General features: G+C 41.5%; 20 protein-coding genes. 4 read left to right on the top strand and 16 right to left on the bottom strand.

Features of this window, described 5'->3' with window-relative positions; genetic code table 11:
• Positions 1-24: 24 nt before the first annotated feature.
• The 8 genes from BQ7344_RS09065 to BQ7344_RS09100 form a co-directional block, all read right to left on the bottom strand.
• Complete coding sequence (locus BQ7344_RS09065; protein WP_072522327.1) at positions 25-384, bottom strand: hypothetical protein; 360 nt, start codon at positions 382-384, stop codon at positions 25-27.
• A 42-nt stretch (positions 385-426) separates the two neighbouring features.
• Complete coding sequence (locus tag BQ7344_RS09070) at positions 427-6,165, bottom strand: SpaA isopeptide-forming pilin-related protein (RefSeq protein WP_072522328.1); 5,739 nt, start codon at positions 6,163-6,165, stop codon at positions 427-429.
• Positions 6,166-6,384: 219 nt separating this feature from the next.
• Complete coding sequence (locus tag BQ7344_RS09075) at positions 6,385-7,392, bottom strand: PD-(D/E)XK nuclease family transposase (RefSeq protein WP_072522329.1); 1,008 nt, start codon at positions 7,390-7,392, stop codon at positions 6,385-6,387.
• Positions 7,393-7,675: 283 nt separating this feature from the next.
• A complete protein-coding gene (locus BQ7344_RS09080) occupies positions 7,676-8,002 on the bottom strand; it encodes an LPXTG cell wall anchor domain-containing protein (RefSeq protein ID WP_159431367.1) in 327 nt (108 codons plus the stop codon).
• A gap of 26 nt (positions 8,003-8,028) precedes the next feature.
• The gene (locus BQ7344_RS09085) at positions 8,029-9,402 is read right to left on the bottom strand and encodes a sodium-dependent transporter (protein WP_072522331.1); all 1,374 of its coding nucleotides are present in this window, start codon (positions 9,400-9,402) and stop codon (positions 8,029-8,031) included.
• A gap of 20 nt (positions 9,403-9,422) precedes the next feature.
• Positions 9,423-10,547 carry a DUF362 domain-containing protein gene (locus BQ7344_RS09090; RefSeq protein WP_072522332.1) on the bottom strand — a complete coding sequence of 375 codons (1,125 nt, stop codon included), beginning with the start codon at positions 10,545-10,547 and terminating at the stop codon, positions 9,423-9,425.
• Between the two features lie 75 nt (positions 10,548-10,622).
• A complete protein-coding gene (locus BQ7344_RS09095; protein ID WP_072522333.1) occupies positions 10,623-11,495 on the bottom strand; it encodes a DegV family protein in 873 nt (290 codons plus the stop codon).
• Positions 11,496-11,534: 39 nt separating this feature from the next.
• Positions 11,535-12,068 (bottom strand): TetR/AcrR family transcriptional regulator, encoded by a 534-nt coding sequence (locus tag BQ7344_RS09100; protein ID WP_072522334.1) that lies wholly within the window; start codon positions 12,066-12,068, stop codon positions 11,535-11,537.
• A gap of 214 nt (positions 12,069-12,282) precedes the next feature.
• Here BQ7344_RS09100 and BQ7344_RS09105 point away from each other — a divergent pair, with 214 nt between their 5' ends.
• The gene (locus tag BQ7344_RS09105) at positions 12,283-13,302 is read left to right on the top strand and encodes a J domain-containing protein (RefSeq protein ID WP_072522335.1); all 1,020 of its coding nucleotides are present in this window, start codon (positions 12,283-12,285) and stop codon (positions 13,300-13,302) included.
• Here the strand turns inward: BQ7344_RS09105 and BQ7344_RS09110 are convergent.
• The 6 genes from BQ7344_RS09110 to BQ7344_RS09135 form a co-directional block, all read right to left on the bottom strand.
• Positions 13,299-14,135, bottom strand: a complete 837-nt coding sequence (locus tag BQ7344_RS09110) for a carbon-nitrogen hydrolase family protein (protein WP_072522336.1) — start codon at positions 14,133-14,135, stop codon at positions 13,299-13,301. The genes BQ7344_RS09105 and BQ7344_RS09110 overlap by 4 nt on opposite strands.
• A 32-nt stretch (positions 14,136-14,167) precedes the next feature.
• Positions 14,168-15,166: an asparaginase gene (locus tag BQ7344_RS09115; RefSeq protein ID WP_072522337.1), complete on the bottom strand. Its 999-nt coding sequence runs from the start codon at positions 15,164-15,166 to the stop codon at positions 14,168-14,170.
• A 40-nt stretch (positions 15,167-15,206) separates the two neighbouring features.
• Positions 15,207-15,578 (bottom strand): VOC family protein, encoded by a 372-nt coding sequence (locus BQ7344_RS09120; protein ID WP_015541628.1) that lies wholly within the window; start codon positions 15,576-15,578, stop codon positions 15,207-15,209.
• A 284-nt stretch (positions 15,579-15,862) separates the two neighbouring features.
• Positions 15,863-19,030 (bottom strand): right-handed parallel beta-helix repeat-containing protein, encoded by a 3,168-nt coding sequence (locus BQ7344_RS09125; protein WP_072522338.1) that lies wholly within the window; start codon positions 19,028-19,030, stop codon positions 15,863-15,865.
• Positions 19,031-19,157: 127 nt separating this feature from the next.
• Positions 19,158-19,484, bottom strand: coding sequence for a branched-chain amino acid transporter permease (locus tag BQ7344_RS09130; RefSeq protein ID WP_083585588.1), 327 nt, complete (start codon positions 19,482-19,484; stop codon positions 19,158-19,160).
• Positions 19,485-19,486: 2 nt separating this feature from the next.
• A complete protein-coding gene (locus BQ7344_RS09135; RefSeq protein WP_072522340.1) occupies positions 19,487-20,188 on the bottom strand; it encodes an AzlC family ABC transporter permease in 702 nt (233 codons plus the stop codon).
• A 101-nt stretch (positions 20,189-20,289) separates the two neighbouring features.
• On the opposite strand from BQ7344_RS09135, the gene BQ7344_RS09140 reads away from it, so the two are divergent.
• Genes BQ7344_RS09140 through BQ7344_RS09150 form a run of 3 tightly spaced genes read left to right on the top strand, consistent with a single transcriptional unit; the run spans position 20,290 to position 22,149 of the window.
• Positions 20,290-20,607: a PadR family transcriptional regulator gene (locus BQ7344_RS09140; protein WP_072522341.1), complete on the top strand. Its 318-nt coding sequence runs from the start codon at positions 20,290-20,292 to the stop codon at positions 20,605-20,607.
• A 14-nt stretch (positions 20,608-20,621) separates the two neighbouring features.
• On the top strand, positions 20,622-21,221 hold the full coding sequence (locus tag BQ7344_RS09145; RefSeq protein ID WP_072523404.1) for a DUF1700 domain-containing protein: 600 nt from the start codon (positions 20,622-20,624) through the stop codon (positions 21,219-21,221).
• A complete protein-coding gene (locus tag BQ7344_RS09150) occupies positions 21,205-22,149 on the top strand; it encodes a DUF4097 family beta strand repeat-containing protein (protein WP_072522342.1) in 945 nt (314 codons plus the stop codon). The genes BQ7344_RS09145 and BQ7344_RS09150 overlap by 17 nt, the downstream gene beginning before the upstream one ends.
• 82 nt (positions 22,150-22,231) lie before the next feature.
• Here the strand turns inward: BQ7344_RS09150 and BQ7344_RS09155 are convergent, their stop codons facing one another.
• Entirely contained in the window at positions 22,232-22,579 is a 348-nt protein-coding gene (locus BQ7344_RS09155; protein ID WP_072522343.1) for an Hpt domain-containing protein, read from the bottom strand.
• Between the two features lie 35 nt (positions 22,580-22,614).
• Positions 22,615-24,750: a diguanylate cyclase gene (locus BQ7344_RS09160; RefSeq protein WP_072522344.1), complete on the bottom strand. Its 2,136-nt coding sequence runs from the start codon at positions 24,748-24,750 to the stop codon at positions 22,615-22,617.
• Between the last annotated feature and the right edge of the window lie 102 nt (positions 24,751-24,852).

A 24,852-nucleotide genomic window follows, 5' to 3' on the forward strand; every position in this document is an offset into this window, starting at 1 on the left:
GAACTGGCGGAGTTTTGTTATTTGTTATTTTTTGCGGCGTTTGAGGCAGATTCCTCCACCGATCACTGCAATCGCAGCAATAAGAAGAACTACAAAAATTCCAATCGGTGTGTTATCACCGGTTTTTACTGCTTTTGTGGATGTTGCGTTAGATGAGGTTGTGGTTGTTTTATCTTTGTCCTTGTCTTTATCCTTATCTTTATCCTTATCTTTATCCTTATCTTTATCCTTATCTTTGTCTTCATCCTGTTCCTGATTGGTAATGGTTACTTTTGCGGAAGTATTGCTCTCATCAAATGTAACTTCCTCATTCTCCAGCGATACATCATATTTAAAGGTTTCTGCATCGATAACCGGTTTTCCATCCTTATCAACCTCTGTCACATAGAAAGTCTTGGATGTTCCCTGTGCAATGGATACTTTAATCTATGCTGTCACACTGGAGCTGCCATTCAGATTCAGTGGAATAATATTCTGAGACACATTCTCTGAAAGTTTTGTACATTCTTCATCATCAAAAATACCTGCATAGAATGTCTCATCGCTGTTCTTTGCCTTACCTGTGCTGTCCTTAAACAGTTTGGTAATGCTCAAAACACCCTCTTTGTAGAAACCATCAGGGAATTTCATAAAGCGGTTGTCAAAGTAAACTGCTTTACTTCCGTTCGGAGTTTCTACGGTAACTTTGTTGCCATCTGTGAAGAGTGCTACATATTTTGTTCCTGCAACAACGCCGCTCAGATAACGAACGCCGTCTTTTGTACATTCACCTACATAATATGTCTTGTTCGGTTCCACGCCCTCAAATGTAACTGTTTCAGAAGTGGAATTCTTAAATGTAAGTGCTTTAATTTCGGATGCAAGTTTTGTGCAGTTCTCATCTTCATAAAGTGCTACGTAGAAAGTCTGATCCACTGCATAAATGTTCTCACCTGCAACTGTCTTCAGGTTCTTGGTTACAGAAATGGATGCGGATGTATCTTTCTTCTCATCCTTCATGGTAACTTTGTTGCCTGTAACTGCATCTGTTGTTTCGCTTGTTACTTTTCCTTCTTTGTCAATCGTGAACTTGATGCTTGCAGCAATGTTGTATCCATCCGGAGCTGCTGTCTCAGAAAGGATGTAGGTTCCGGCTGTAAGTTTCACTGTATGTGTCTTAACTGTTCCGTCTTCATTCTTTCCATCATCACCGGATTTCCACGTGATTGCTTCAAATGTGTCATCATTATCTTTGGTGATCTGAAGGAATGCACCTTCGAGTTCAATGTTGTTGGTAAGGTCGACTTTGCTGATCTCGATCTCCCGTTTGGTCAGGGCATCTTTCATTGTGATGGTCGTTTTATCCCCATCCTTTGACACTGCATCTGCCGGTGTGCTTGTCACTGTTCCATAAAGATCTACTGTAAATGTGATCGGATTGGCTCTATCATAGCCTGTCGGCGCTTTTCCCTCGCTTAAGGTGTATGTTCCAGCTACAAGTTTCACTTTATGCGGTTTTGCACTTCCGTCTTCGTTCTTGTCTTCCGCTTCTTTTCCTGATGTCCAGCTTTCTACAACTTCTCCATTTTCATCGGTGCCTTTCCTGATCTCCAGTTCTGCACCCGCAAGTTCTTCATTTCCTGTCAGGCTTACCTTGCTGATCTCGATCTCCCGTTCGGTCAGGGCGTCCTTCATTGTGATGGTCGTTTTATCCCCATCCTTTGACACTGCATCTGCCGGTGTGCTTGTCACTGTTCCATAAAGATCTACTGTAAATGTGATCGGATTGGCTCTATCATAGCCTGTCGGCGCTTTCACCTCGCTCAGGGTATATGTTCCGGCTACAAGTTTTACTTTGTGCGGTTTTGCACTTCCGTCCGCGTTCTTGTCTTCCGCTTCTTTTCCTGATGTCCAGCTTTCTACAACTTCTCCATTTTCATCGGTGCCTTTCCTGATCTCCAGTTCTGCACCCGCAAGTTCTTCATTTCCTGTCAGGCTTACCTTGCTGATCTCGATCTCCCGTTCGGTCAGGGCGTCCTTCATTGTGATGGTCGTTTTATCCCCATCCTTTGACACTGCATCTGCCGGTGTGCTTGTCACTGTTCCATCAAGAGCTACCGTGAATGTGATCGGATTGGCTCTATCATATCCTGTCGGTGCTTTTCCCTCTCTCAGGGTATACGTTCCGGCTACAAGTTTCACTTTATGCGGTTTTGCACTTCCGTCCGCGTTCTTGTCTTCCGCTTCTTTTCCTGATGTCCAGCTTGCTACAACTTCTCCGTTTTCATCGGTGCCTTTCGTGATCTTGAGTTCTGCTCCCGCAAGTTCTTCATTTCCTGTCAGGCTTACCTTGCTGATCTCGATCTCAATTGGTTTATTCTTTATTGTAAGTTCGCCACCGTTTTCGCAGTATGTGACATTCGGATCATTCGCTGCCAGTTCCTGTGAAAAAGTAAATTCATGTGGTGTAGTATCCAGAATATATCCATCCGGAGCTTTCGTCTCTATCAGACGATATTTATAATCTTTCCAGAGAACCCATCCCCGGTCACCTTCATGCCCCTGGAGGACAGCCTTTCCATTCTCCTCTGTTGTGATCGTTACAGGCTTTCCGTTTCTCTCACGAACCGGTATATACTCACCATTTTCATATATTTCAAGACTGAACTTAGCTCCTGAAAGTAATTTAATATCGTTGCCATCTTCAACCTTGTAGATTGTAAGATGCAGATTACTGTAGCCTCCGCTTCCCTGAGAAGATACATTTGCTTTCTTACTGACACTTTGAGAATAACCATATACTGTTACTTCATTTACATGGTCTACATTTCCACTTCCTGTCCACTTTGCTTTATATGTTATCTCGACTTCTGTAGCATTTGGAACTGTGAAGTCAATTCCATCATTTTTAAATACAGCAGTAACTTTATCTTTATTGCTTTCCGGTACGGTCTTAATCTTAACATCATCACGCTTAATTGCAGTCATATTCGTCATTTTGTCTTCTACAACAAGCGTATCTGATTTTCCATACTGTTTCTTTCCCGGATTGATTATAAGCTTGTATTCCGCAATATATTTATCAGCTGCAATCGTTGCTTCATTCGACAACTCCTTTTTAATAATTCCCGGAGTTCCTACTACCTTTGTATCTACTGTCGCTGATTCTCCGCGGAATGTTGCTTTGTTCTGTACAGTTCCGCCTTCACTGGAGGTTTCAATTGATTCCAGATCCTTTACGTTCAGATAATATGTCAGCTTATAATACTTATAATTGTTTTCCCCGTTCCTGGAGAAATCAGAAATAACAAATTTCCGGCCGTCATCTGTTTTCTGAGCGTCTACGGTCGCTTTACTGTCAGTTGTATAATTTTTTCCGTCATTACTGTATTTTACTTCGAGTTTTTTTGTTGAATCCAACTCTAACTGGCTTGTATTAAATTCATCTGTAATTTCAATCTTATCGCCTTCAACACCTGAGACGGCAATTTCATACCTGATCTGTTTTGCATTTTCTTTTGCATCTCTCGAAGACACGGTAGCTTTCTTGCTGATCTCAGGATTATTTTCATACAGCTCTACAGAAGCATATATATCATTACTATACTGATTTCTGGCAGTTACTCCGACTCTATTTGTATGCGTGTTATTTACTGACGCTGAACTGTTCTTTAACCATGTCTCATTCGGTATTGTTAAATAAGTAAATTTAATCACCCTGTTTTTATCAGACTTACCTAAGTTCGTAAAATAGACAGTAATCTTATTGTTTGCAATATCGTAGACAAGGTTATATGCCGTATCTTCTTCGAGTGTTGTTGGATCTGATCCGTCAACAGTTTCCATAATCTCCGCAGATCCATCGACATAGGCATCCGCATACGTCTTATTATCGATTTTTGTTGAAGGAAGCCAGTCTTCTATTTTGCATCCTGTATACTCCTTGCCTGCCGGAATATTAAATGTTACATTCCACTGAATTCGTTTCTCTCCACTTTCCTGATCTGTGACAATACTGCCTGTTTTTTCTACTTTAAGCATTCCGTCAAGAGGATATATACGTGGCTTGGAGGTTGCACTTCCGCCAGTGTCATAGGAAACAGTATTGGTAATCGTTGCGCCTGTAATTTCATGATTTTCACCCTGAAATGTATAGGTAATTATATATTTATATTTTCCCCTGTGCTCGGATGGAATCCGATAGCTCCAGGTATAATCTTTGGCTTCAGGGCTGATGATATTTTTCCAGGGAACCTCTACTGAATCAACAGGAGTCGTGTTTCCGGAACTGTATCTGGTTACGGTGATTCCAGTTCCTGAATATTCACCGAATCTGCGTGCAGCAGACGGGATTACATCCGTAATTGTTTTTCCTGAAATATCGTAACGGTAATCACTGTTTAATGTAATTGTATATGTAATTTTATTATTTGCATTAACTGATGCTGTTTTTGCTATTGCAGGTTTATACTCAACATCTGCATTTACTGACACATTTTCTACATCTGTGCGGTTTACACTTACTGTATTAAGTGTATTTGCCTTTTGAATATCAGTTGATACAGATGCCACCTTGTCATAATCAACCTGTACTGTGTATGTAATTGTTATGACTTCTCCATGTGTCATGGACGGAATCGTAACTGTCATAACTCTGCCACTGACAGATTTTGTAACTTCGCTGAGATCATTGTTTTTATTGGATGTAATCGTCACATCATCAGCACTGTACATCTTGAGCCAGCTGCCGCTGAGCGTATCTGTAACAATTACATCTTCACTGATTCCTGTGGAAGTCACTGTTACAGTATAAGAAACTGTTCCATTATCAGAATTATATTTTGCGATTTTATCAAGAGCCAGACCATTCGTGCTGTCTACATATACTTTAACTGTTTTTGTATTTCCAAAAACAATCTGCTCCATATTTCTCTGGAACTGTACATTAAATTCAAGGTCAAAGAAAGCATCTCCTGCTCCTTTGAATTCATTGTATTTATCGCCGCCGTTTATGTTGATCTGTACTTCTATCTGATTTGAACCGGCATGATAACTGAATGTGTTTCTTTCTAAATCACCAATTTTAAACTGCGTTGGTGCAATATCGTCTGGAATTGTAATTCCCGCCGGCAAAGTGTAATATAATTTTCCATCTTCATTATTGGCATACTGCAGGTCTTTGTTTTCCTGAAATGACAGCTTCAGTTTATAGTCTGTCTCAGGTCTCAGCTGATATACTCCATTTTCCTGCGGTATATCATTGCCATTGCTCTCCTTAAGAGATATGTTGGTTACAAATCTATTCAGGTCTGTTGTCTGTTCAGCTTCTGTTGTCTGTACCGCATCCCCATTTGTTGCTTTTATAAATACAAATGGGGAAAAACCATCTGTGCTGATATTTGCTGCTGTAACTGCTCCGTTGCTGTTCTGAGTCGCTGTTCCGGCAGATACTGCCTGACCGTTTACTACATGAAGTACATAAACCTGTGATGGTACATCTATATCTGCTGTCTGACTCAGTATCGGACTGCTGAAACTCAGATTCACATCTGCATGCTGTGATACAGAAATTTCCTGTCCGTTTTCCTCAAAATGCATGTCATATGCAACAGCATCCAAAACGGTAAGATTGTTTGCCTCAACCCACTGTGTTATTGCAGCTTCTGCATTATTTGTAAAATAATCTGATTCTACACTGTACTGATTTGCAACAAAAATCGCCTTGTCGGAAATCGGCTGTGACAGGCTGACATTTGCAGTCGCATTATCTACAGCTCCACTGAATTCTGTTGTAGTTGTAGCTTCCACCGGAGTTTCTGTGATGCTTGGCTTTGCAGTATCATCTTCTGCATCTGCTTTCGCTGCCTCGGTTGGTGTAGCAGTTATTTCCGCTTCTTCCGTTGCTGCCGGAGTCACTGTAACCACAGCATCTTCTTTTTCTTCAGGCTGTTCGTCTGATGACGTTTGCTCATCTTTGTTTTCCGGTTCCGGAGTTACTGTCTCCTGAACCTTTTCCTCAGGTGTCTCCCAGGTCTTTTCCTCCGTTGATGTTTCTTCCTGATTTTGAACATTATGGATGTCTGCTGACTGTTCATCTGCCAGAATTGTGACACTGCTCTGCTGAACAACCATCAATGCAACGAGAAGAAATGCTAAAACACGTTTGCTTTTTTCAAATCTTTTCATTATTTATTTTATCCTCCTGTATAATCTCTATAAACAACAAGGGATAAGAATCAGCTCATCTTATCCCCCTTATATCTCTTATTATAATAGATATCTGCAAGAAAAAAATAGAAATTAATGAAAGTTTTTTGCAATATCATGTCATTTTTGTCAAAAAAACATGTATTATGCCTTCTGATTCAGTCTGGCTCAGTACTTTTCTTATCCTGACGGGAGCGGTTATTTCTCCTTTAACTGTTTTTGTAAGAATGCTATTTGGTCCTGTAGCTTATCTATTTCATTTTCCTGTGCTTTTATTTTGTTTTGCTGTGTTTTTATCTGTATATTTTGCTCGTCTATTGTTTCCTGCATTTCATCTACCATATATTTTACTGTGTTTCGGTCAAGTATTTTTAATTCCTCTGAAAATATTCCCATGACATCCTCCACATTCCGGCACATATTGTACACATGTTCATACATGGCTTTGAATTCGGGATATTCCGTGATCAGCCTGATAATCTGCTCCGGTTCATCTGTACTCAGGAAAGTAAGCCATGCGTCCAATTTGTTCTCTATACCTTTATATTGTACATTTTTGCGGAAGATGTCAAGTGGTATAAAAATATAGTTTTGCAAAAGATTCATTTTTATTCCCGTGTCTGATTCCTGCTGAAACATATGTACATACTTATTAGAAAACTCTCTGAACATTTTCGGGCTTCTGTCCATCAAGATGATCGTAAAAACTCCCTTTACATCTTTATATGTGAAATGTTCCTTTTTCTGGCTGCGCGCCATTTTGTATTGACGTAACAGCAAATCAGAGGAATAGTAGGCGCTTCGCTCGCCGGGAAATGCATAACCGATTTTCTGCACTTCCACATTGCAATAAGTGCCATCTTCAAACCGCACCAGTATGTCCATGATCAGTAATGACTGCTCATCTGCGATCCGGCTCGAGTCTCCCGGCAGTACATCGACGATTTTTACCTTTCTCTGAAGTAAAACACTCAGGAAATCTTCCAGTCTCTCTGGTACTGTTTCCGGATTCATGATCTCCTTGAAAAAAGAATCATACAGGATTTTTACTCCGCGAACTCCTGTACAGAAATCAAGAAACTCCTGCCTTTCCGATTCTCTCCAGCTGTAAAATTTCTCTGTAAATTTTATGTTGTCCTGTATCTCTTTTAAAATCTCCTCCCGGCTCCTTATCATTGGAAAATAGTCTCTCAGCTTTGATGTCATAGGCAGTTCTCGCTTTCTTTCGATCTTTAATGGGATTTTGTTTCTGAATTGAATTTGTAGAATGCTCAAATGAGCATATAAGATTTAAGATAAAGACAGTGTAGCATGTTGTTTTCCCTGATTGCAAGAAAAATCGCTCGACATTTTATCAGCTATTATGACATGACCTGCATCGGCAGTGCTTTCCCTGGCTCTCTTCCGATGCTTTTTTACATATTTACAGAAAAATCCGCCAGAATGGTTTCCCATCCTGACGGACTTTGTAGTTACTTATTGTTTCTTATTATTTTTTGCGACGTTTGAGGTAAATTCCTCCACCAATCACTACAATTGCAGCAATAAGAAGAATTACGAAAATTCCAATCGGTGTGTTATCACCTGTTTTTACTGCTTTTGTGGATGTTGCGTTAGATGAGGTTGTGGTTGTTTTATCTTTGTCCTTGTCTTTATCCTTATCTTTGTCTTCATCCTGTTCCTGATTGGTAATGGTTACTTCTGCGGAAGTATTGCTCTCATCAAATGTAACTTCCTCATTCTCCAGCGATACATCATAAAAGAACACCTTGTGTGAAAGAATAAACGAAAAATCTACGAAACTCTCTTTCAACAAGATGTTCTTCTATATTTATATCTGTTTTACATGGAAATCCATCCAAATGCGTTCGCCACGGAACTCAAAAGAATGATTGCCGCAAAGATCGGGCAGAGATACCGGATCATGAAGTTAAAAATTCTTTTTCTCTTGAATGTGCCTTCACCACGCAGAACTTCTTCCTCAATCTTCTTCACACCGATCACTCTGGAGATCAGAAGACAGGTCGCAAATGCCGCGATCGGCATCATCACAGAGTTGGTCAGGAAGTCAAAGAAATCAAGGAACTGCATTCCGATGATCTTTACACAGGCAAGCGGTCCGTATCCCAGAGAAGAAAGACTTCCGAGAACAAGCATGATCGCACCGACTACCAGTGTAGACTTCTGTCTGCACCATTTCAACTCATCCTGAAAGGTTGATACTGCACTTTCTGTCAGGGCAATCGAACTTGTCAGTGCCGCACAGAGTACCAGCACAAAGAATAAAATTCCGATCGGGGTTCCCAGTCCCATGCTTGCAAAGACTTTCGGAATCGTGATAAACATCAGGGACGGTCCTGCCTGCAACGTATCCGGATCTCCGCCTGAGAATGCAAATACTGCCGGAATAATCATCAGACCTGCCATAATTGCGATTGCTGTATCAAAGATTTCTACGTTTATTGTGGAACCTTCGATGGATACGTCTTTTTTCATATAGGAACCAAATGTTACCAGAATACCCATTGCGATTGAAAGTGAATAGAACATCTGTCCCATTGCTGCCACAACGGTCATCCATGAGAAATTCTCAATATTCGGTATCAGGAAATATTTTACACCTTTCAGTGCTCCCGGTCTTGTCACAGAATAAACTGCGATCAGAATGGACAGAAATACCAGAATCGGCATCATAAATTTCGAAACACGCTCAACACCGTTACGTACTCCTGCGTAAATGATTGCTACTGTGAATAATGCAAAAAGCAAAAAACAGATTTCCGTAGATACTCCGTTGGAAATAAATTCTGAGAAATATCCGTCTGTCGCAAGCTTCTGGCTGTTGCCCTTTATGTATTCAATCAGGTATTTGATTACCCAGCCGCCGATTACTGAGTAATACGGCACGATCAGAATCGGAATGATCGCGTTGATCCAGCCGCCGAATGACAGCCATTTAGATTTACCGAATTTGGCAAAAGCACCGACCGGACTTTTCTTCGTCATTCGTCCAAGCGCTGTCTCCGCCACGATCATTGAATAACCAAATGTCAGTGCCAGAATAATGTAGATCAGTAAAAAAATACCGCCTCCGTATTTTGCCGCCAGATACGGGAATCTCCAGATATTTCCCAGACCGACGGAAGCTCCGGCTGCGGATAGTACAAATCCAAGTTTGCCGGAAAACGTGCTTCTCTCATGATGATGTTTTTCCATAAATCAACCCTCTCCTGTGATTATTTGATTCTCTTTAATTCGTATTCTCTGGTTCCAAGTCCGACTTTTTCTGCCTGGTCAAGAGTTGCTTTCCATTCGATGTTTGGATTGGAATCTTTGAAATGGTCATGGTGACAATGCCATCCAGGCTCTGCCAGATGTTCTCCGAGCTGACTGTCTGCAATCGGTGTTGCTTTCAAGCAGGCATCTGCACATGCCTGATCCAGTGCAACCGGGTCAAAACTTGCAAACATTCCAATATCCGGAAGAATCGGTGCATCATTCTCTCCATGACAGTCGCAGTTCGGGCTGATATCCTGAACCAACGCAATATGGAAATGCGGACGGCCATGACAGACAGCCTGCGCATATTCTGCCATCTTACGGTCAAGAAGTTCGTTTGCACTGCTATTCGGATTGTATACAGCATCAAAACTGCAGGCTCCGATGCAACGGCCGCAGCCTTTGCATTTATCATAATCGATCACTGCTTTTTTGTTTACATATGTAATCGCATCACTGCCACATTCTTTTGCACAGCGACGGCAGCCACGACAGACTTCTTCGTTTATCGCCGGTTTTCCGCTTGCATGCTGCTGCATCTTTCCTGCACGGCTTCCGCAGCCCATACCGATGTTTTTCAGTGCACCGCCGAATCCGGTAGCCTCATGACCTTTGAAATGAGTCAGACTTATAAAAATGTCTGCATCCATGATCGCATGTCCGATAAATGCGGTCTTGCAGTATTCTCCATTTACAACAGGAACTTCTACTTCATCAGTTCCGCGAAGTCCGTCTCCGATGATAATCTGACAGCCTGTCGTAATTGTATTAAATCCATTCAGATTTGCACAGTCCAGATGTTCCAGTGCGTTTTTTCTGCTTCCCGGATACAGTGTATTGCAGTCTGTCAGAAACGGCATACCCCCCTGCTCTTTACACAGATCTGCTACTGCTTTGGCATAGTTCGGACGTAGGAATGCCAGATTTCCAAGCTCACCAAAATGCATTTTGATTGCTACAAATTTACCGTCCATATCAATATCTTTGATACCGGCTGCAATACAGAGTTTTTTCAGCTTATCAAGCTGGCTGGTTCCGACCGGGCAGCGGAAATCCGTAAAATAAACTGTAGGTTTTTCCATTTTAAACCCTCCTGAAATTTTCATATGTATATAAAAGATTATCTCTTTTATACTTCATAAAGTCAAGAGGCGCTTTTACACTGGCTTGCAGGTACATCCAATTCCCAGACCATCCGGACCGATATGACAGGACAGGCCGAAGGAAAGCTTATCACACATAACTTCCATTCCCGGAAAGCTTTCTCGGATCTGATTTACCCATTCTTCTGTCACTTCATCGTTACTGCTGGATGCCGCCATCAGGTATACTTCTCCTGCTGCATATTCTTTCGCAAAATTTGTCTCCAGTTCTTCCTTCATTGCATCGATCATGACTTTACGTGACTTTTTCAGTCCGCGGCATTTCTGGTAGGTATCAAGTTTTCCTGTACTGAAATGCATGACAGGTTTGATATTCAGGACATTTGCCGCCAGTGCGGTTACGGAACTGATTCTTCCGCCTTTTTTCAGGTATTCCAGTGTGCTGAGACCGATGTAGATGGTCATTTTTTCTCTGGTTTCCTCCAAAATCTTCTTGATCTCGGCTGCGCTGTATCCTTTTTCCACCATCTCTACTGCGTCAAGGACAGAACGGTGCATTGGTGTCGCCACACGGCCATTATCAACGACAAATACCTTTCCGGCAAATGCATCATCATTTGCCATTGCCGCTGCTGCCATACAGGAACCGCTCAATGCGCTGCTGAGAGGAATATAGACGATTTCCTCGTATTCTTTCAGCATTTCTTTCCACATATCGATAACTTCCGCCGGAGACGGCTGTGAAGTAGACACATCCACGCCCTTTCGAAGCATATCATAAAATTCATCCCGGGATAAATCTACTCCTTCACGATAAAGTTTCTCTCCGATATAAAAAGGCATCGGAAGAACTCTGATACCGAGTCGCTCTGCTTCTTCCGGCAAGATTCCGCTGTGACTGTCTGTCATGATTCCTGTTTTTTTCATATTGTTTCTGCTCCTTTGTATTTCCACTGTTCAAACTTCTTATAATGACTTGATGATCGGCATTACATAATCGATCATTTCTTCCGGTGTTTCTTTCATTTCATCCATGATCCAGCGTCTGGAAACACCATCCAGTACGCAGAGTTTTACAACCCATCCATATTTCTCTGCCATATTCGGGTCTGCGGACTCGACGGCTTTACGTTTTTCATGGATTTTTTCTCCGAGGCGTTTCGTAAAAAGATCCATATTCAGTCCGCGGATTGCCCACATTTCTTTATAATTCAATGATATCTGGTAGAAATAATTAAACAGATACTCCCGTATTTTACGCTCATCTGTCGTATCCAGCATCGGCAGAAATTCAATATTCAACTTCTCTGCAGTCGCATCTGCGATACTGTCCAATACCTCTGAAATGGATGCGAAATTTCTGTAAAAAGAAACCCTCGCCACTTTCGCTTCCTGCACAATATCTGTCACAGTGATATCCAGATAGGATTTCTGTGTCATGAGACGGAGCAAAGCCTGCTCTATCTCACTTTTTGCGGAATGATTTTCCTTTTTGTTCATGATTTGTCTTCTCCTGATCTTTTTAATGGATCATTTATGTGGTTATAAGTGTTATATTGTTTGTATTTTGATTCATATATGTTGCACTTTGTTTCATCAAAGAATTGTATTGTATCACCAAGTAAAGGGACTGTCAATAAATTGGCATTCCGATCTGGAACTCTCCTGTTCCTCATGCTATGATGTCTGTATTCGTAAATCACGGAGAAATTTTATGACCAGATCACAGGCCTGCCGGATTCTTGGAGTCAGTATTGACGCAGACATGCAGGAAATCAAGAAAAGCTACCGGCAATTGATGCACAAAGTCCATCCTGATATGGATGCTTTCCACAAAACTGAATACGATTACAGCGTACAGGAAATCAATGAAGCTTACACGTTTATGTGCAAATCCGGTAACGGACTAAATGGACTTACATCTCGCACTTCCTCGTCCGGCGATTCCGCCAGATCTGCTTCACGCGCTTCTGCATTCAATTCTTCTGCCAGATTTTCTTCTCATGCATTCTCTGATGCTTCGAAGAAAAAACGCTGGAATGCCCCGGTCAATACACACGCTTATGCCGAACGCAACATCTACCACTACGTAGAAGATTACGACTGCAGCATTATCGGAAGCTTTATTCTGGATACCGGCAAATTTATCTGGAAACCAGAAGAAGACTTTCCGCTATTCCTGAAAAGCATCTTTGAATGCAGCAAAAAAATCCTGGAGCAGACAGAACAGACCGGTGATGGCAGACCCAGTCTCTCTCGCCGCGGCGAAGTGCAGGCAGAACTCACTTATCTTCTGACCCAGCAGTTCATCGATGCCTCCGAAACATTAAAGCTTCTGATCAAACCATCTGTCGGAAAAGAGGCGGATATTTATCGTATTCCTGCCATGTTGGAGCTGTCTTTATCTGCTCCGAAACTTACCGCCGGATCCACCTTATATCCGGCATCTATCATCAGGCACCGCCTCTTCCTGAAATCCGTTGCCGGGCAAAATGTCGGTTATCTTTCTTTCCACGATGACCGTCTGTATTATATCGTTATCCCCCTTCTCGAACAACGACGGGCACAGGTCAAAATCTGTGTTTCCGAAAAGCAGGACAGCAAAAAAGCCAGAAATTCCAGTCGCTACAGACACCTGGATTTCTGGCTCAAGGTTCCCCATACCGCCACCGGAACCTTCCCGGAAAATATCTCATTGCAGATTAAAAACCTGCTGAATGATTATATGCATTAATCATTCAGCAGGTTTTTAATCTGATATACATCGTTCCTCCGTGCTTTCAGAAGTGGAAGCTGTTCGCGGATTTCATTCTCATAATCAAGATCGACTTCACCGATCAAAATCCCTTCTTTTTCATCGAGCATGTCCACGACTCTTCCCCATGGATCTGTAAATATGGAATGTCCCCATGAAATGTAGGAATCCGCCGGATTGCGTGCCGGTGCACATCCCAGCATATAAATCTGGTTGTCCAGTGCACGGGCGCGGAAAGAAAGCTCCCAGTGTGCCGGGCCGGTCGTCATATTGAAGGCTGCCGGTACGAAGATCATTCTTGCTCCGTCATTTACCATCATGCGTGCAAACTCCGGAAAACGGATGTCAAAACAGATCATCACACCCATCCTGCCAAATTCCGTATCAAATACCGTCCCACTGTTTCCCGCAGTAAGCGTATCGGATTCTTTAAAGCTCTGACCACCTTTTACATCAATATCAAACAGATGTGTCTTTCGGTGCTTACCAATCTGTATTCCATTCCGGTCAAAAATGTAACAGGTATTGTACACGTGGCCTTCGTCGTCTTTTTCCGGAACGGAGCCTGCTACCAGATAAATGTTGTATTCTTTCGCATATGCAGAAAGAGCTTTCCACACAGAACCGCCCTCTTCTTCTGCGTATTCTGGGAATTTTTCCGTCTGATAAGGACAGCAGAACATCTCGGGTAACACGACAAAGTCAACGTTCTGTGCTTTAATCTGTTCCAGATAATGTCTGACTGCCTTTATATTTTCCATCTTATCTTCTACTGTCGGCATCTGAATCGCCGCTGCACAAAATTTATTCATCCTACATATCCACTTTCAATACTTTACACACGCTATCCAATACATACCTCTCCGACAATGTCCATGGAAAAATATTCTTTCATCTCACGAAGATTGTCGGTCTGCCCAAGTACCCACATAAGCTTCGTCATGGCGGCCTCCGTAGTCATATCATATGCCTGAATCACGCCCTTTTCCAGCGCAACCCGTCCTGTTTCATATACGGACAGATTACTGCCCTCATAACGACACTGACTTCCGGCAAGCACCAGCATTCCTTTCTCAATAACTTCGCCGACCTTTCCTGTGAAATCATTTTTCAGGAAAGGCATTCCTCCCAGTCCGAATCCCTCAATATAGACAGCTTTATAACCTTTTTCATAGTACATATCCAGTATCTCCGGACTGATTCCCGGATAAAGCTTCAGCAGTGCAACCTTGTCTGAATACGCTGTCTGTGGTTTGAAGATTCCTTTTTTCTCTACAAGATTTTTCTCAAAAACGCGCAGTCCCAGTGAACTGATTTCTCCGACATATGGATAATTAATGCTTTCAAACGCATCAAAGCTCATTGTACGGACTTTGGACGCACGGCATCCGAGCATCACCTTACGGTTAAATGCAACAAAAACTCCCGGATATCCGCTGGCTGCCATATGGATTCCACACCGACAGTTTTCCAGCGCATCTGCAACCGGATTGGCGATAGAAAGCTGGCTTCCTGTCACAACTACCGGAATCGAAATATTCTGCAGCATAAAAGACAGCATCGCAGACGTATAGGCCAGCGTATCGGTACCATGAATCACCACAATCCCATAATAATCATAACTTCTTCTTGCGATGAGTGTTGCAAGTCTGGTCCAGTCTTCCGGTCCGATATTGGAACTGTCAAGTGAGCAGAAATCCTCTGTTTCCAGCTCCAGATTTTTGGAAACCATACGCAGTTCCTCCAGCATATCGCCACTGCTCATTCCCGGAACAAGCCCCTTGGAGCTCTTTACAGAAGAAAGCGTCCCTCCTGTATTTATAATCAGGATTCTCTTTGGCATACCTGAACCTCCATCATTTGTCATATTTTAACCAACTGTATTATTTCTCCGGCACGATTTCCAGCCAGTATCCGTCCGGATCTGTGATAAAGTAAATGCCCATTGCCGGATTTTCGAAGCAGATGCATCCCATTTCTTCATGTTTCTTATGAGCTGCTTCCATGTCATCTGTCGTAAATGCAAGATGGATCTCGTTATCACCGAGATCATAATGATCCTTTTCCCAGTCTCTCAGCCAGGTCAGTTCAAGTTCAAATCCGGTCTTGCCATCTCCAAGATATGCAAGAATGAAGCTTCCGTCTTCGGCTTCTTTGCGGCGCACTTCTTTAAGTCCAAGTGCTTCTTCATAAAATCTGATTGATTTATCCAAATCCATAACATTGTAGTTATAATGTGCAAACTGAAAACTCATATCATAATTCTCCTGTATAATACTTTTTATTTATCTTCTTTTAATAATGTTTCAAATCTCCTTATCTTTTCTCATTATAACAGATTTTGAATTATTTCTGAAACAAAATTATCCTAAGAATCACAGTTATCTGTCGACTGTTTTCGACAGCATCACAGAACTTTATGTACTATGCTTACATAAAAAATAGCCGTCCTAATCTCTGGTAAAGTTCAGGAACGGCTATCTCTATATTAGGCTAAAACTTTATATTTTTTCAATAACAATTTGGAGAAATATTTGTCCTATCTTACGGTTACTCTTACATTCTTACGTACACCATTCGGAGCGTAACAATAAATAATGCAGGTACCTTTGTTTCTCGCAGAAATTATTCCTCTGCTGTTTACAGTAGCAACTCTGGAATTGGAACTACTGAAGCGGACTGCTGCGATATGGTTCTGAATTTTTCCGGATGAATAAATAACCTTTGTTCTGAGTGCTGTTCTCTTTCCCCGATTCAGAACAACATTTGTTCTGTTCACCTGAAGATTTCTTGCATAAGCATGTTTCTTACCTGTCGTAGCAATGTGCATACTGTAGGTCTGCGCAATTGTCACTTTCTTTTTGTTTATATTTCTGTAAGCAACTACAGAATATCTATAGTAGGTTGCCTTTTTCAGACCAGTATGTGTCCAGCTGTTTACATTTCCTCTGACAGTTCTGAGCAGTCTGTATTTGCTGTTATTACCACATTCTGCACCATAAATCATATATCCGTCAGCGTCTTTGACTGTATTCCACCTTAATGTGACAGATTTTTCTTTACTGGTAACACCCAGGAACGGTGTTTTCTGTACCGGAAGAGCTGCTACCGCTGCTTTTTCTTTATGACCACAGGTTTTACATGTTCTTACTTTTTCTCCGGCAATTGCAATCTGTGCTGCTTTTGTAACTTTCCAGCCACTGTAATTATGCGCCGCTGTCTTTACCTTGCCATTACAGATACTGCAAACCTGCCAGTGATTCTTTTTGTCAGATTTCCAGGAATACTTGTGTGCAAATGCAGGAAGTTTGACGGAAGTTTCTGCGATTGACTTTGCATTGCTTCCTGCTCCGATGGCAGTTACGACTACTTTGTATTCTCCACCTTCTTTTGCTACATAAGTTGCTTCTGTCTGTCCATCCAGCACTTCATCATTTTTATACCACTGATAGGTATATGTCGTTGTATCAAGATCATGTGCTGCCTTTGCTGTCAGAGTAATTGCAGAAGACGGGCAGCCATTCTTCTTATCCTGTACTATGCTAACCACAGATTTCTTAAGTGTCCATACTTCATTCACAGATAACTGTTTCATAACTGGAGATGTTGGATCCCAGTCCTTGCCATTCATACGCCATCCGGTTTTTACATATCCTTTAATCTCTGCTGTCTCCGGAAAATCTGCCGGATCTATGCTTTCGCCTTCATTAACATATATTTCTTTAATATTCTGTTCTAATGGATTAAAAGATGTAAAAGTTATAATCTTTACTTTATAATGCTTCGTCCATATTAAAGTATCACCACTCTGTTTGATACCTCGATTGAAACTGTTACCCGTTGTAAAATCATTTTTATACTGTTTCGCCTGTTCCGCACTTCCATAGGTAACAGCTATATTTCCCGGAGTTCCATAATCTGGTGCCAAAAGAATCGGGACAACTGGTTGAAATGTATCGTCAGTTACAACAATTTTAGGACCATATTCAGATTCACCTCTGTCCATAATTGTAACCTCACCTCTAATTTCAGGCGAACCACTAAGATACAGATCTGCATATCCTGTATTTTCATCTGGCTCATCTTCTACTACAGGATATCCCATTAACATTATTGCATTTTCAGTAGCTTCAGCACCTGTCTGATTTCCTGTAATCTTACCACCGGAAATTATGATTTTTGTACTGTCCGGACTCTGCTGATAACAGTCTGCAAATATACCACCGCCACTGCTGTCTGCTGTATTTCCACAAATCTCGCCAGCTTCCATCTTAAGTTCACAGTTCACATTACTAAATACCTCGAAAAAAATTCCACCACCTCTGAAGCCAGCATCATTGTTTGATATCACAGCTTCATTTTTTAATGTAATATCTGAATCAAATGCAGCGATACCCGCACCACTTCCGTTTGTTGCTTTATTTTCCTCAATAGTCGTATTGCTGATTATAACAGGACTCCTATCGTACACAAAGATACCACCACCGGATATTTCTGCTGTATTTCCTTTTATAGTACCGGCTTCAATTGTAGCAGTACAGTTCTGAATCATATAGATTCCACCGCCCTGACCATACATATCCTTAATATTGTCATCGCATTTTGCAGTATTATTTATAATCTTACAATCACCATTTATTGTCAGTTTGCAATCATTCAGCAGGTAAATACCCCCACCGGCTCCACTAATATTATTTGAAATTGTTCCACCGGATAAGTTAACCTCTGACCCGTCGTATGCAGCAATAGCGCCGCCAAAATACGCTGCACATCCAGTAATCGTTCCACCGGTCATATTAATTACTGATTTACCTGTCGCATGAATTCCACACGTTGAATAGTACATTTTATCCTTTGTTCCGGTGATTGTTCCACCATTCATGTTCAACACAGATCCCTGCTCCAGATTTATCGCTGCCTCGCCTGCAAACGGTCCAATATCCGCGCCATCTTCAATATTCAAAGTTGCTCCCTTACGTACAGAAATCGGATATTGAACATATGAGCACAAGTTACCCTCTGGTGTTGTATTTTTAATCTTTATATTCCTTAATGTAACTTCTGCTGTATCTCTATAGAGATCTATCAAATATCTTAAGTTCGTCGTACCCGGACATATTGTCATGTTTTCCAGCGTAGCTGTCTCATTCGTACCATACTCCAATGGAGAAAGCAGATAAACGATTCCATCCTCCGCCAGCAGTTCTTTCGCCTTATCCAGTGTCTTTACTGCCTGTCCTGCCTCTGCACCGGTTCTGGTATCGTCACCTGCTGCCGGATCAAGGTAAACCGCTGCCAGTGTTCCCTGCTGTGTCATCCCATCATCAAAAACAGCAATTCCATCCTCGCCCGCACATTCTGCGATTCCAAAGTCTTCTACATCCATTTCTTCTGTAGCGATATCCAGTTCCTCTTCGTCCTGTGCATCGTCTACAATGTCAATCTGTTCTGAGTCACCATCTCCCACATCAAAAGCAACATCTTCTTCGCCTGATGCTTCTTCCGGGACTGCTTCTGCCTCTGAGGATTCTTCAATACCTGGTTCCGTCTCAGCCGGATTCTCAAAGTTTTCTGCATCATCACTGAATGCTATCTCATAATAATCCCCCCCCAGGTCCTCTGCCAGTGCCGGAACGCTGCCCATCGTCACGGTCATTGCAGCGCACAACATCAAAGAAACGGATTTTGCCAACCTTTTTTTCCTCATACATTTACCCTCACTTTCTTTTGTTGGATTATATTATACTGGAAAACTATGTGATTTCAGTTTAGCAAAATCCGTTTCTATATGCAACTATCCGAAAGGATAGTTATCCTTATTCTCTCATGCTTTTTCAGCGAAAAACAGTCTGTACAAGTATCATGTACAGCACCGTTCCCCCACCGATACTGAGAAGTGTGTTCTCTTTCCATTTATGGATCAATACGATAAATAAAATTGCAATTGCTTCCGGCAGCCCGTGAGTACTGCTCGCCGGCACATCCTTGAGACAGTAGATCACAAGAAGACCGATCGCCGCATAGGGAAGAACCGTCCCCAGATATTTGACAAACTCCGGTGGATTTTTTCCTTCCGGAAAGATAATAAACGGTATAAAGCGTGTTGCCATTGTTCCGAGAACAACTGCTGCGATCGTAATGATTGCCTGTGTTGTTGTCATTGTCATTTCGCCTCTGCCTCCATCGTTTTCTTGCTGATTTTGCGTTCCGCGGTAAAACAGATGATGATAAATGCCATCGCCGGAACAATGAAGTTACTGCTTCCGAAAACCAGAAGACAGATTACCGAACAGATCAGCCCCACCAGCGCCGGGCGGTGATCCTTCGTCTCTTCCCACTGATTCAGAAACATGACGACAAACAGTGCAGTCATGACAAATTCAATTCCGGTCATATCAAAATGGATCACATATCCAAGTAGTGCGCCTGCAGTAGCCGCAGCTACCCAGTATATCTGATTCAGCAGATTGACAAAAAACATAAACCAGCCACGATCCACATCATCCGGCAGCGTCACCGTGCAGTTAACAGTAAAAGATTCATCGCACATACCGAAGATCAGATAGAATTTCTTCCAACCAGTGTTCTTATATTTGTCCAGCATGGAAAGACCATAAAATAAATGTCTGGCATTAACCATCAGTGCCAGAAAGAATGCTGCGACCGGACTGAAGACCGACAGCAACAGATTCGATGTTACAAATTCCATAGAACCCGCAAAGATAAACATACTCATAAAAAACGGATACCATACGGAGAAACCTTTACTTTGCATCATAAATCCATAGGACATACCCAGAAAAAGAAATCCTATACCTATAGGAATCGTATATGGAAATGCGGCTTTGAATGCTTTTTTCTTCATTTGCAAAATTACTCCTTGACATTTCATATGTATATGTATATATTTTATATATAAAATTTTTATATATAATTATTTTATATATTATTTATGGAGGTGATCGGATGTATTATCCCGTCTCAGCATTACTTATCGAGTTTTTGATTCTGTCTGTGGTCGACACGCAGGACTCCTACGGATACGAAATCAGCCAGACCGTCAAAATCGTCGCCGACATCAAAGAATCAACACTCTATCCCATTTTGAAAAAGCTTGAGAAGAACGCTTATCTGACAACCTACTCTCAGGAATTTCAGGGACGTAAACGCAAGTATTATTCTATCACCGATTCCGGCAGACAACAACTGTTGTATCTGCACGAAGAATGGATTTCTTACAGAGATACCATTGACGGAATTATTGAAGGGAGGATTCGAAATTGACCCGAGAAAAATATATGGCAAAATTGAAAAAATATCTTCGCAAACTTCCCAAACAGGATTACGAAGATGCAATTGAATATTTTAATGAATATTTCAGTGATACAGATGAATCCGGCCAGCAGAAACTGATGGAAGAACTCGGTACTCCGAAACAGGCGGCCGCGGATCTTATGTACAATCTGCTTGACCGGAAAATTCAAGAGCAGGATGCTGCCGATGAAGACAGCAAGAAAAAGCAGGATAAAAAAGGAATCACTTTACTCGCTGTACTTGCGATCCTGTCCACACCTGTGACTGTCCCACTTTTTATTGCAATGCTTGCAGTCCTGCTGGCTGTTGCAATCTGCGTAGTCTGCGTGATCATCTCTGATTTCATCGCTGCCCTCAGTGTGTTACTGATTGGCGGAAAATTATTACTGCGTGGATTAGTTTCTTTCCCATATTCCCTCTCAGGAGCTTTAATGATAACAGGATGCGGCTTACTTGGAATCGGCTGTGCACTCCTTCTGTATATTCTCGGCATCTGTCTCTGCAAATGGATGGGTATGCTTCTGGTCAAACTGGCGCAGTGCCTGGCAAGAAAGAGAGGTAAAAATCATGAAAAAAACAAATAAACGTTTACTGGCTGCCGCTGGTATCTTCTGTGCTGTCGGAATCCTTTTCTTTGGTGTCGGTATCGCATCCGGCGGCAGAAACTACGTAAAAACTGCTGATCTTAATCGCATCAGCGGCACCGCAATGATGGATTCCAGTGACAGTCATGCCATCTTAAGTAAGACAAAAATCGATGCTTTTTCTTCTCTGAATATTGACCTTAAAAATATTGATCTGGACATTAAGGCATCGGATGACGACACTTTCTATATCTCTTATAATATTGAAACAAATGATGGAATGCTTCCGCTTTCTTATCAGGTGCAGAATAACGCATTGAATATTGTAGAGAAAAAAGGTCATGAGTCATATTCCTATATTCACATTGACATTAATTTTCTTCAGGAAATGCTCGGACAGAGTCATGTAATTGAAAACTCCAACAAGGTAACTGTTTATATCCCAAAGAAAACCGACTTGAGTGGTTTTTCCTGCAAAATGGGATATGGTGATATAAGTGTAGAATCTCTGAATGCCCAAAAAGCAGTAATTCAGAATGAAGACGGTGATATTAACATTTCAGACAGCAACTTCAAAAATCTTGAACTCAGTGCCGACCTTGGTGATCTGAAAATCAATGATACTATACTTACTGATGGTCAGATTGAGATGATGGATGGAGACGTAAAAGCAGAAAATATTTCTTTCAGTGGAGAAAATGAATTTACAAGTGACCTTGGTGATATTACACTCAGCATTCCCAAAAAAACTCTTTCCACACTTTCTATAGAGGCAGAAGCAAGTGAAATCAATATCCCGGAAGAACTCGGAAATGTCATGACTGATGAAGATGACAATCAGCTCGTCAGTTCTGAAAATAAGACACAGAATTCCCTGCAAATTAAAAACAAAGACGGCGATATCAAAATCACCGCGTATAAGAAATAATGTCTTCATATATTCAGGCATAAAAACTCCCTGTACTCTGTCTCATCACAGAATACAGGGAGTTATAATTTCCAAATTTCTCTCAGGCAACTTTACGAAGTGCCTCACAGGTTCTGTTATATTCTTTTTCTACTTCCACAAAAAGATCTTCATAGCCATCCATGCTTCCGGCACGGAGCAGTTCGGTCAGATCCTTACTTGACGGATACAGATTGTCAAATCCAAGATTCAGGCAGACACCTTTTAAGGTATGTGCCGCACGGAAAGCGGTCTCTACATCTTTTGAATCTAAAGCATCTTTCAGATTCTGAAAACTTGGATCATCCAGAAATTTCAGTGCAAATTTCTGTACAAGTTTCTCATTTACCAGTCTGCTCAACACAGCATCAAAATCTAATCCTAATTCATCATAGCATTCTCTGATTGTCATAATCCTTCTCCTACTCTAAATATTTTCTCCGCATTTCACTCAGAATCTGGGTTTTGCCCCCCCCTTGAAAAATCGACAAGTTCATCATTTTCAAAATTGGAATATTCTTTTTCCATGTTTTTTGATACTACATCCATAAAATCTTCTTTTACATTCTCAAACTCTTTGAGTTCTGCCTTCTTTTCCCGTTTCTTAAACGGATTATCTTCCGCTGTGCCGGTCTTCATCTTACGTTTGATTCGATCCTGAATATCAAGCAGACACTCCAGAAGAATCGGGTTAAAACATCCACATTCTCCATTCGTGATCATTTCTATCGCTTTTTCATGTGAATATGCTTTCTTATATACACGTTCACTGACAAGCGCATCATATACATCTGCCAGAGAAACTACCTGTGCAGAGATCGGGATCTCATCACCTTTCAGTCCATCCGGATAGCCCTTACCATCATATCGCTCATGATGCCATCTGCAGATCTGGTAAGCGACTTTCATCAGTTCTTCATCCTGATAACTTCCCATGTTTTCAAGAATTGATGCGCCAATAATCGTATGATTCTGCATGATCTTGAACTCTTCATCAGTCAGCCTGCCAGGCTTATTGAGGATCTTGTCATCAATACCGATCTTACCGATATCGTGCAATGCCGAAGCTGTCGTGATCAGAAGACGTTCTGACCAGCTGAGATCATATTTATCTGTATGCTGTACCAGACTTTCAAGAAGCATTCCTGTAAATATATTGATATTTAAAACATGACTGCCACTCTCTCCATTACGGAACTCAACTATCTGACTCAGAATACCGACCATCATACGGTTATTCTTTTCTTTCTCATATACCTGATTGGTGATCAGTGCGATCAGTCGTCTTTGTTTCGCATAAAGCTTGATTGTATTATATACTCTCCGGTGTACAACACCTGCATCAAATGGACGGTTGATATAATCTGAAACACCCATTTCATAAGCTCTTCGAACAGTCTCTGTCGAATCTTCACTGGAAATCATAATAACCGGGATATCTTCCAGATAATGGTGACGATTCATATAATTCAGGACACCAAATCCATCCATGCCCGGCATAACAATATCCAGAAGCACAAGTGAAATACCTGTTTCATACTTACGAAGCATATCAATACATGTGTCTCCGCTGTCAGCCTCTATAATATCGTATTCCTCATTTAAAATCTCCGACAGGATCTCCCGGTTCATCTCGGAATCATCCACGACCAGAATCCGGTATTTGTACGCTTTTGATCCGTTATTATTTACACTTTCCTGTTGCTCCTTCAGTTGTTCATCATGTTCGGTGACAACCATGTTTTTACAGGTTTTGGCCTGATACATAAACTGATCTGCCTTACGGATTGCCCTCTCAACCGTGCTTCCGCTGCCGGACAGTACGCCTCCGATACTTACCGATAAACGAAGCTGTGAATATCCCGGTACTTTGGAGGAATGGATCTTTCCCTGTATCTGATTCAGTTTGTCTGCAAATGCCTGTTCCGCGATATCCGGCATAACGAGCAAAAACTCATCGCCACCCATACGGATCAGCATATCTGTCCTTCGGATATTATCCTTAATAATGCCAACTACCGTTGTAAGCGCCAGGTCTCCTGCATCATGTCCAAATGTATCATTATAGATCTTGAAATCATCAAGATCGATCATTGCCACACCGGCGGACATATTAGAATTACGAATCCGTTCTTCATAATAACGTCTGTTGTAAATACCTGTCAGTGCATCAGTGTACAGCTCCCGGTTATAACCGGAAAGCTGCTTGATAAGTTCATTCCTTCCATCCTCATCCATGACTGCATCTGCATTCATCTGATTGATGAGTTCCATGACATAAGGTTTCCCGTCAATCTCTACATACTTCGAAATAACCTGATATATATTGGCATCCAGATATTCAAGTTTCAGCTGCTCATTTTTTTTACGAAAAGCTTCTCTGGAAGTACAGTTCTTACAGTTATTTCTCTTCTTCCAAAAAGAATAGCATTTACACGGAAATCCTTCTATATCTGTTTTATCCTTTATATTTCCTGTTTCAAGGGTTTCTTCATCGAGCAAACGTACCACGTCAAATACCTTACTCAATTCCTTTATCATCACTTCTGATTCCTGCCGTGTCATCGCAGTACCTTTGTTCATTATTCATATCCTTCCTGTAGCAGACATCTGTCTGCCTATTACAAACTTGCTTCCGTCCATTATGTAATAATATGTATTATAGCATTCTGTGATTTCCGCGTA

The organism is Blautia sp. Marseille-P3087, from assembly GCF_900120195.1.
In the GTDB taxonomy this organism is placed as follows: domain Bacteria; phylum Bacillota; class Clostridia; order Lachnospirales; family Lachnospiraceae; genus Blautia_A.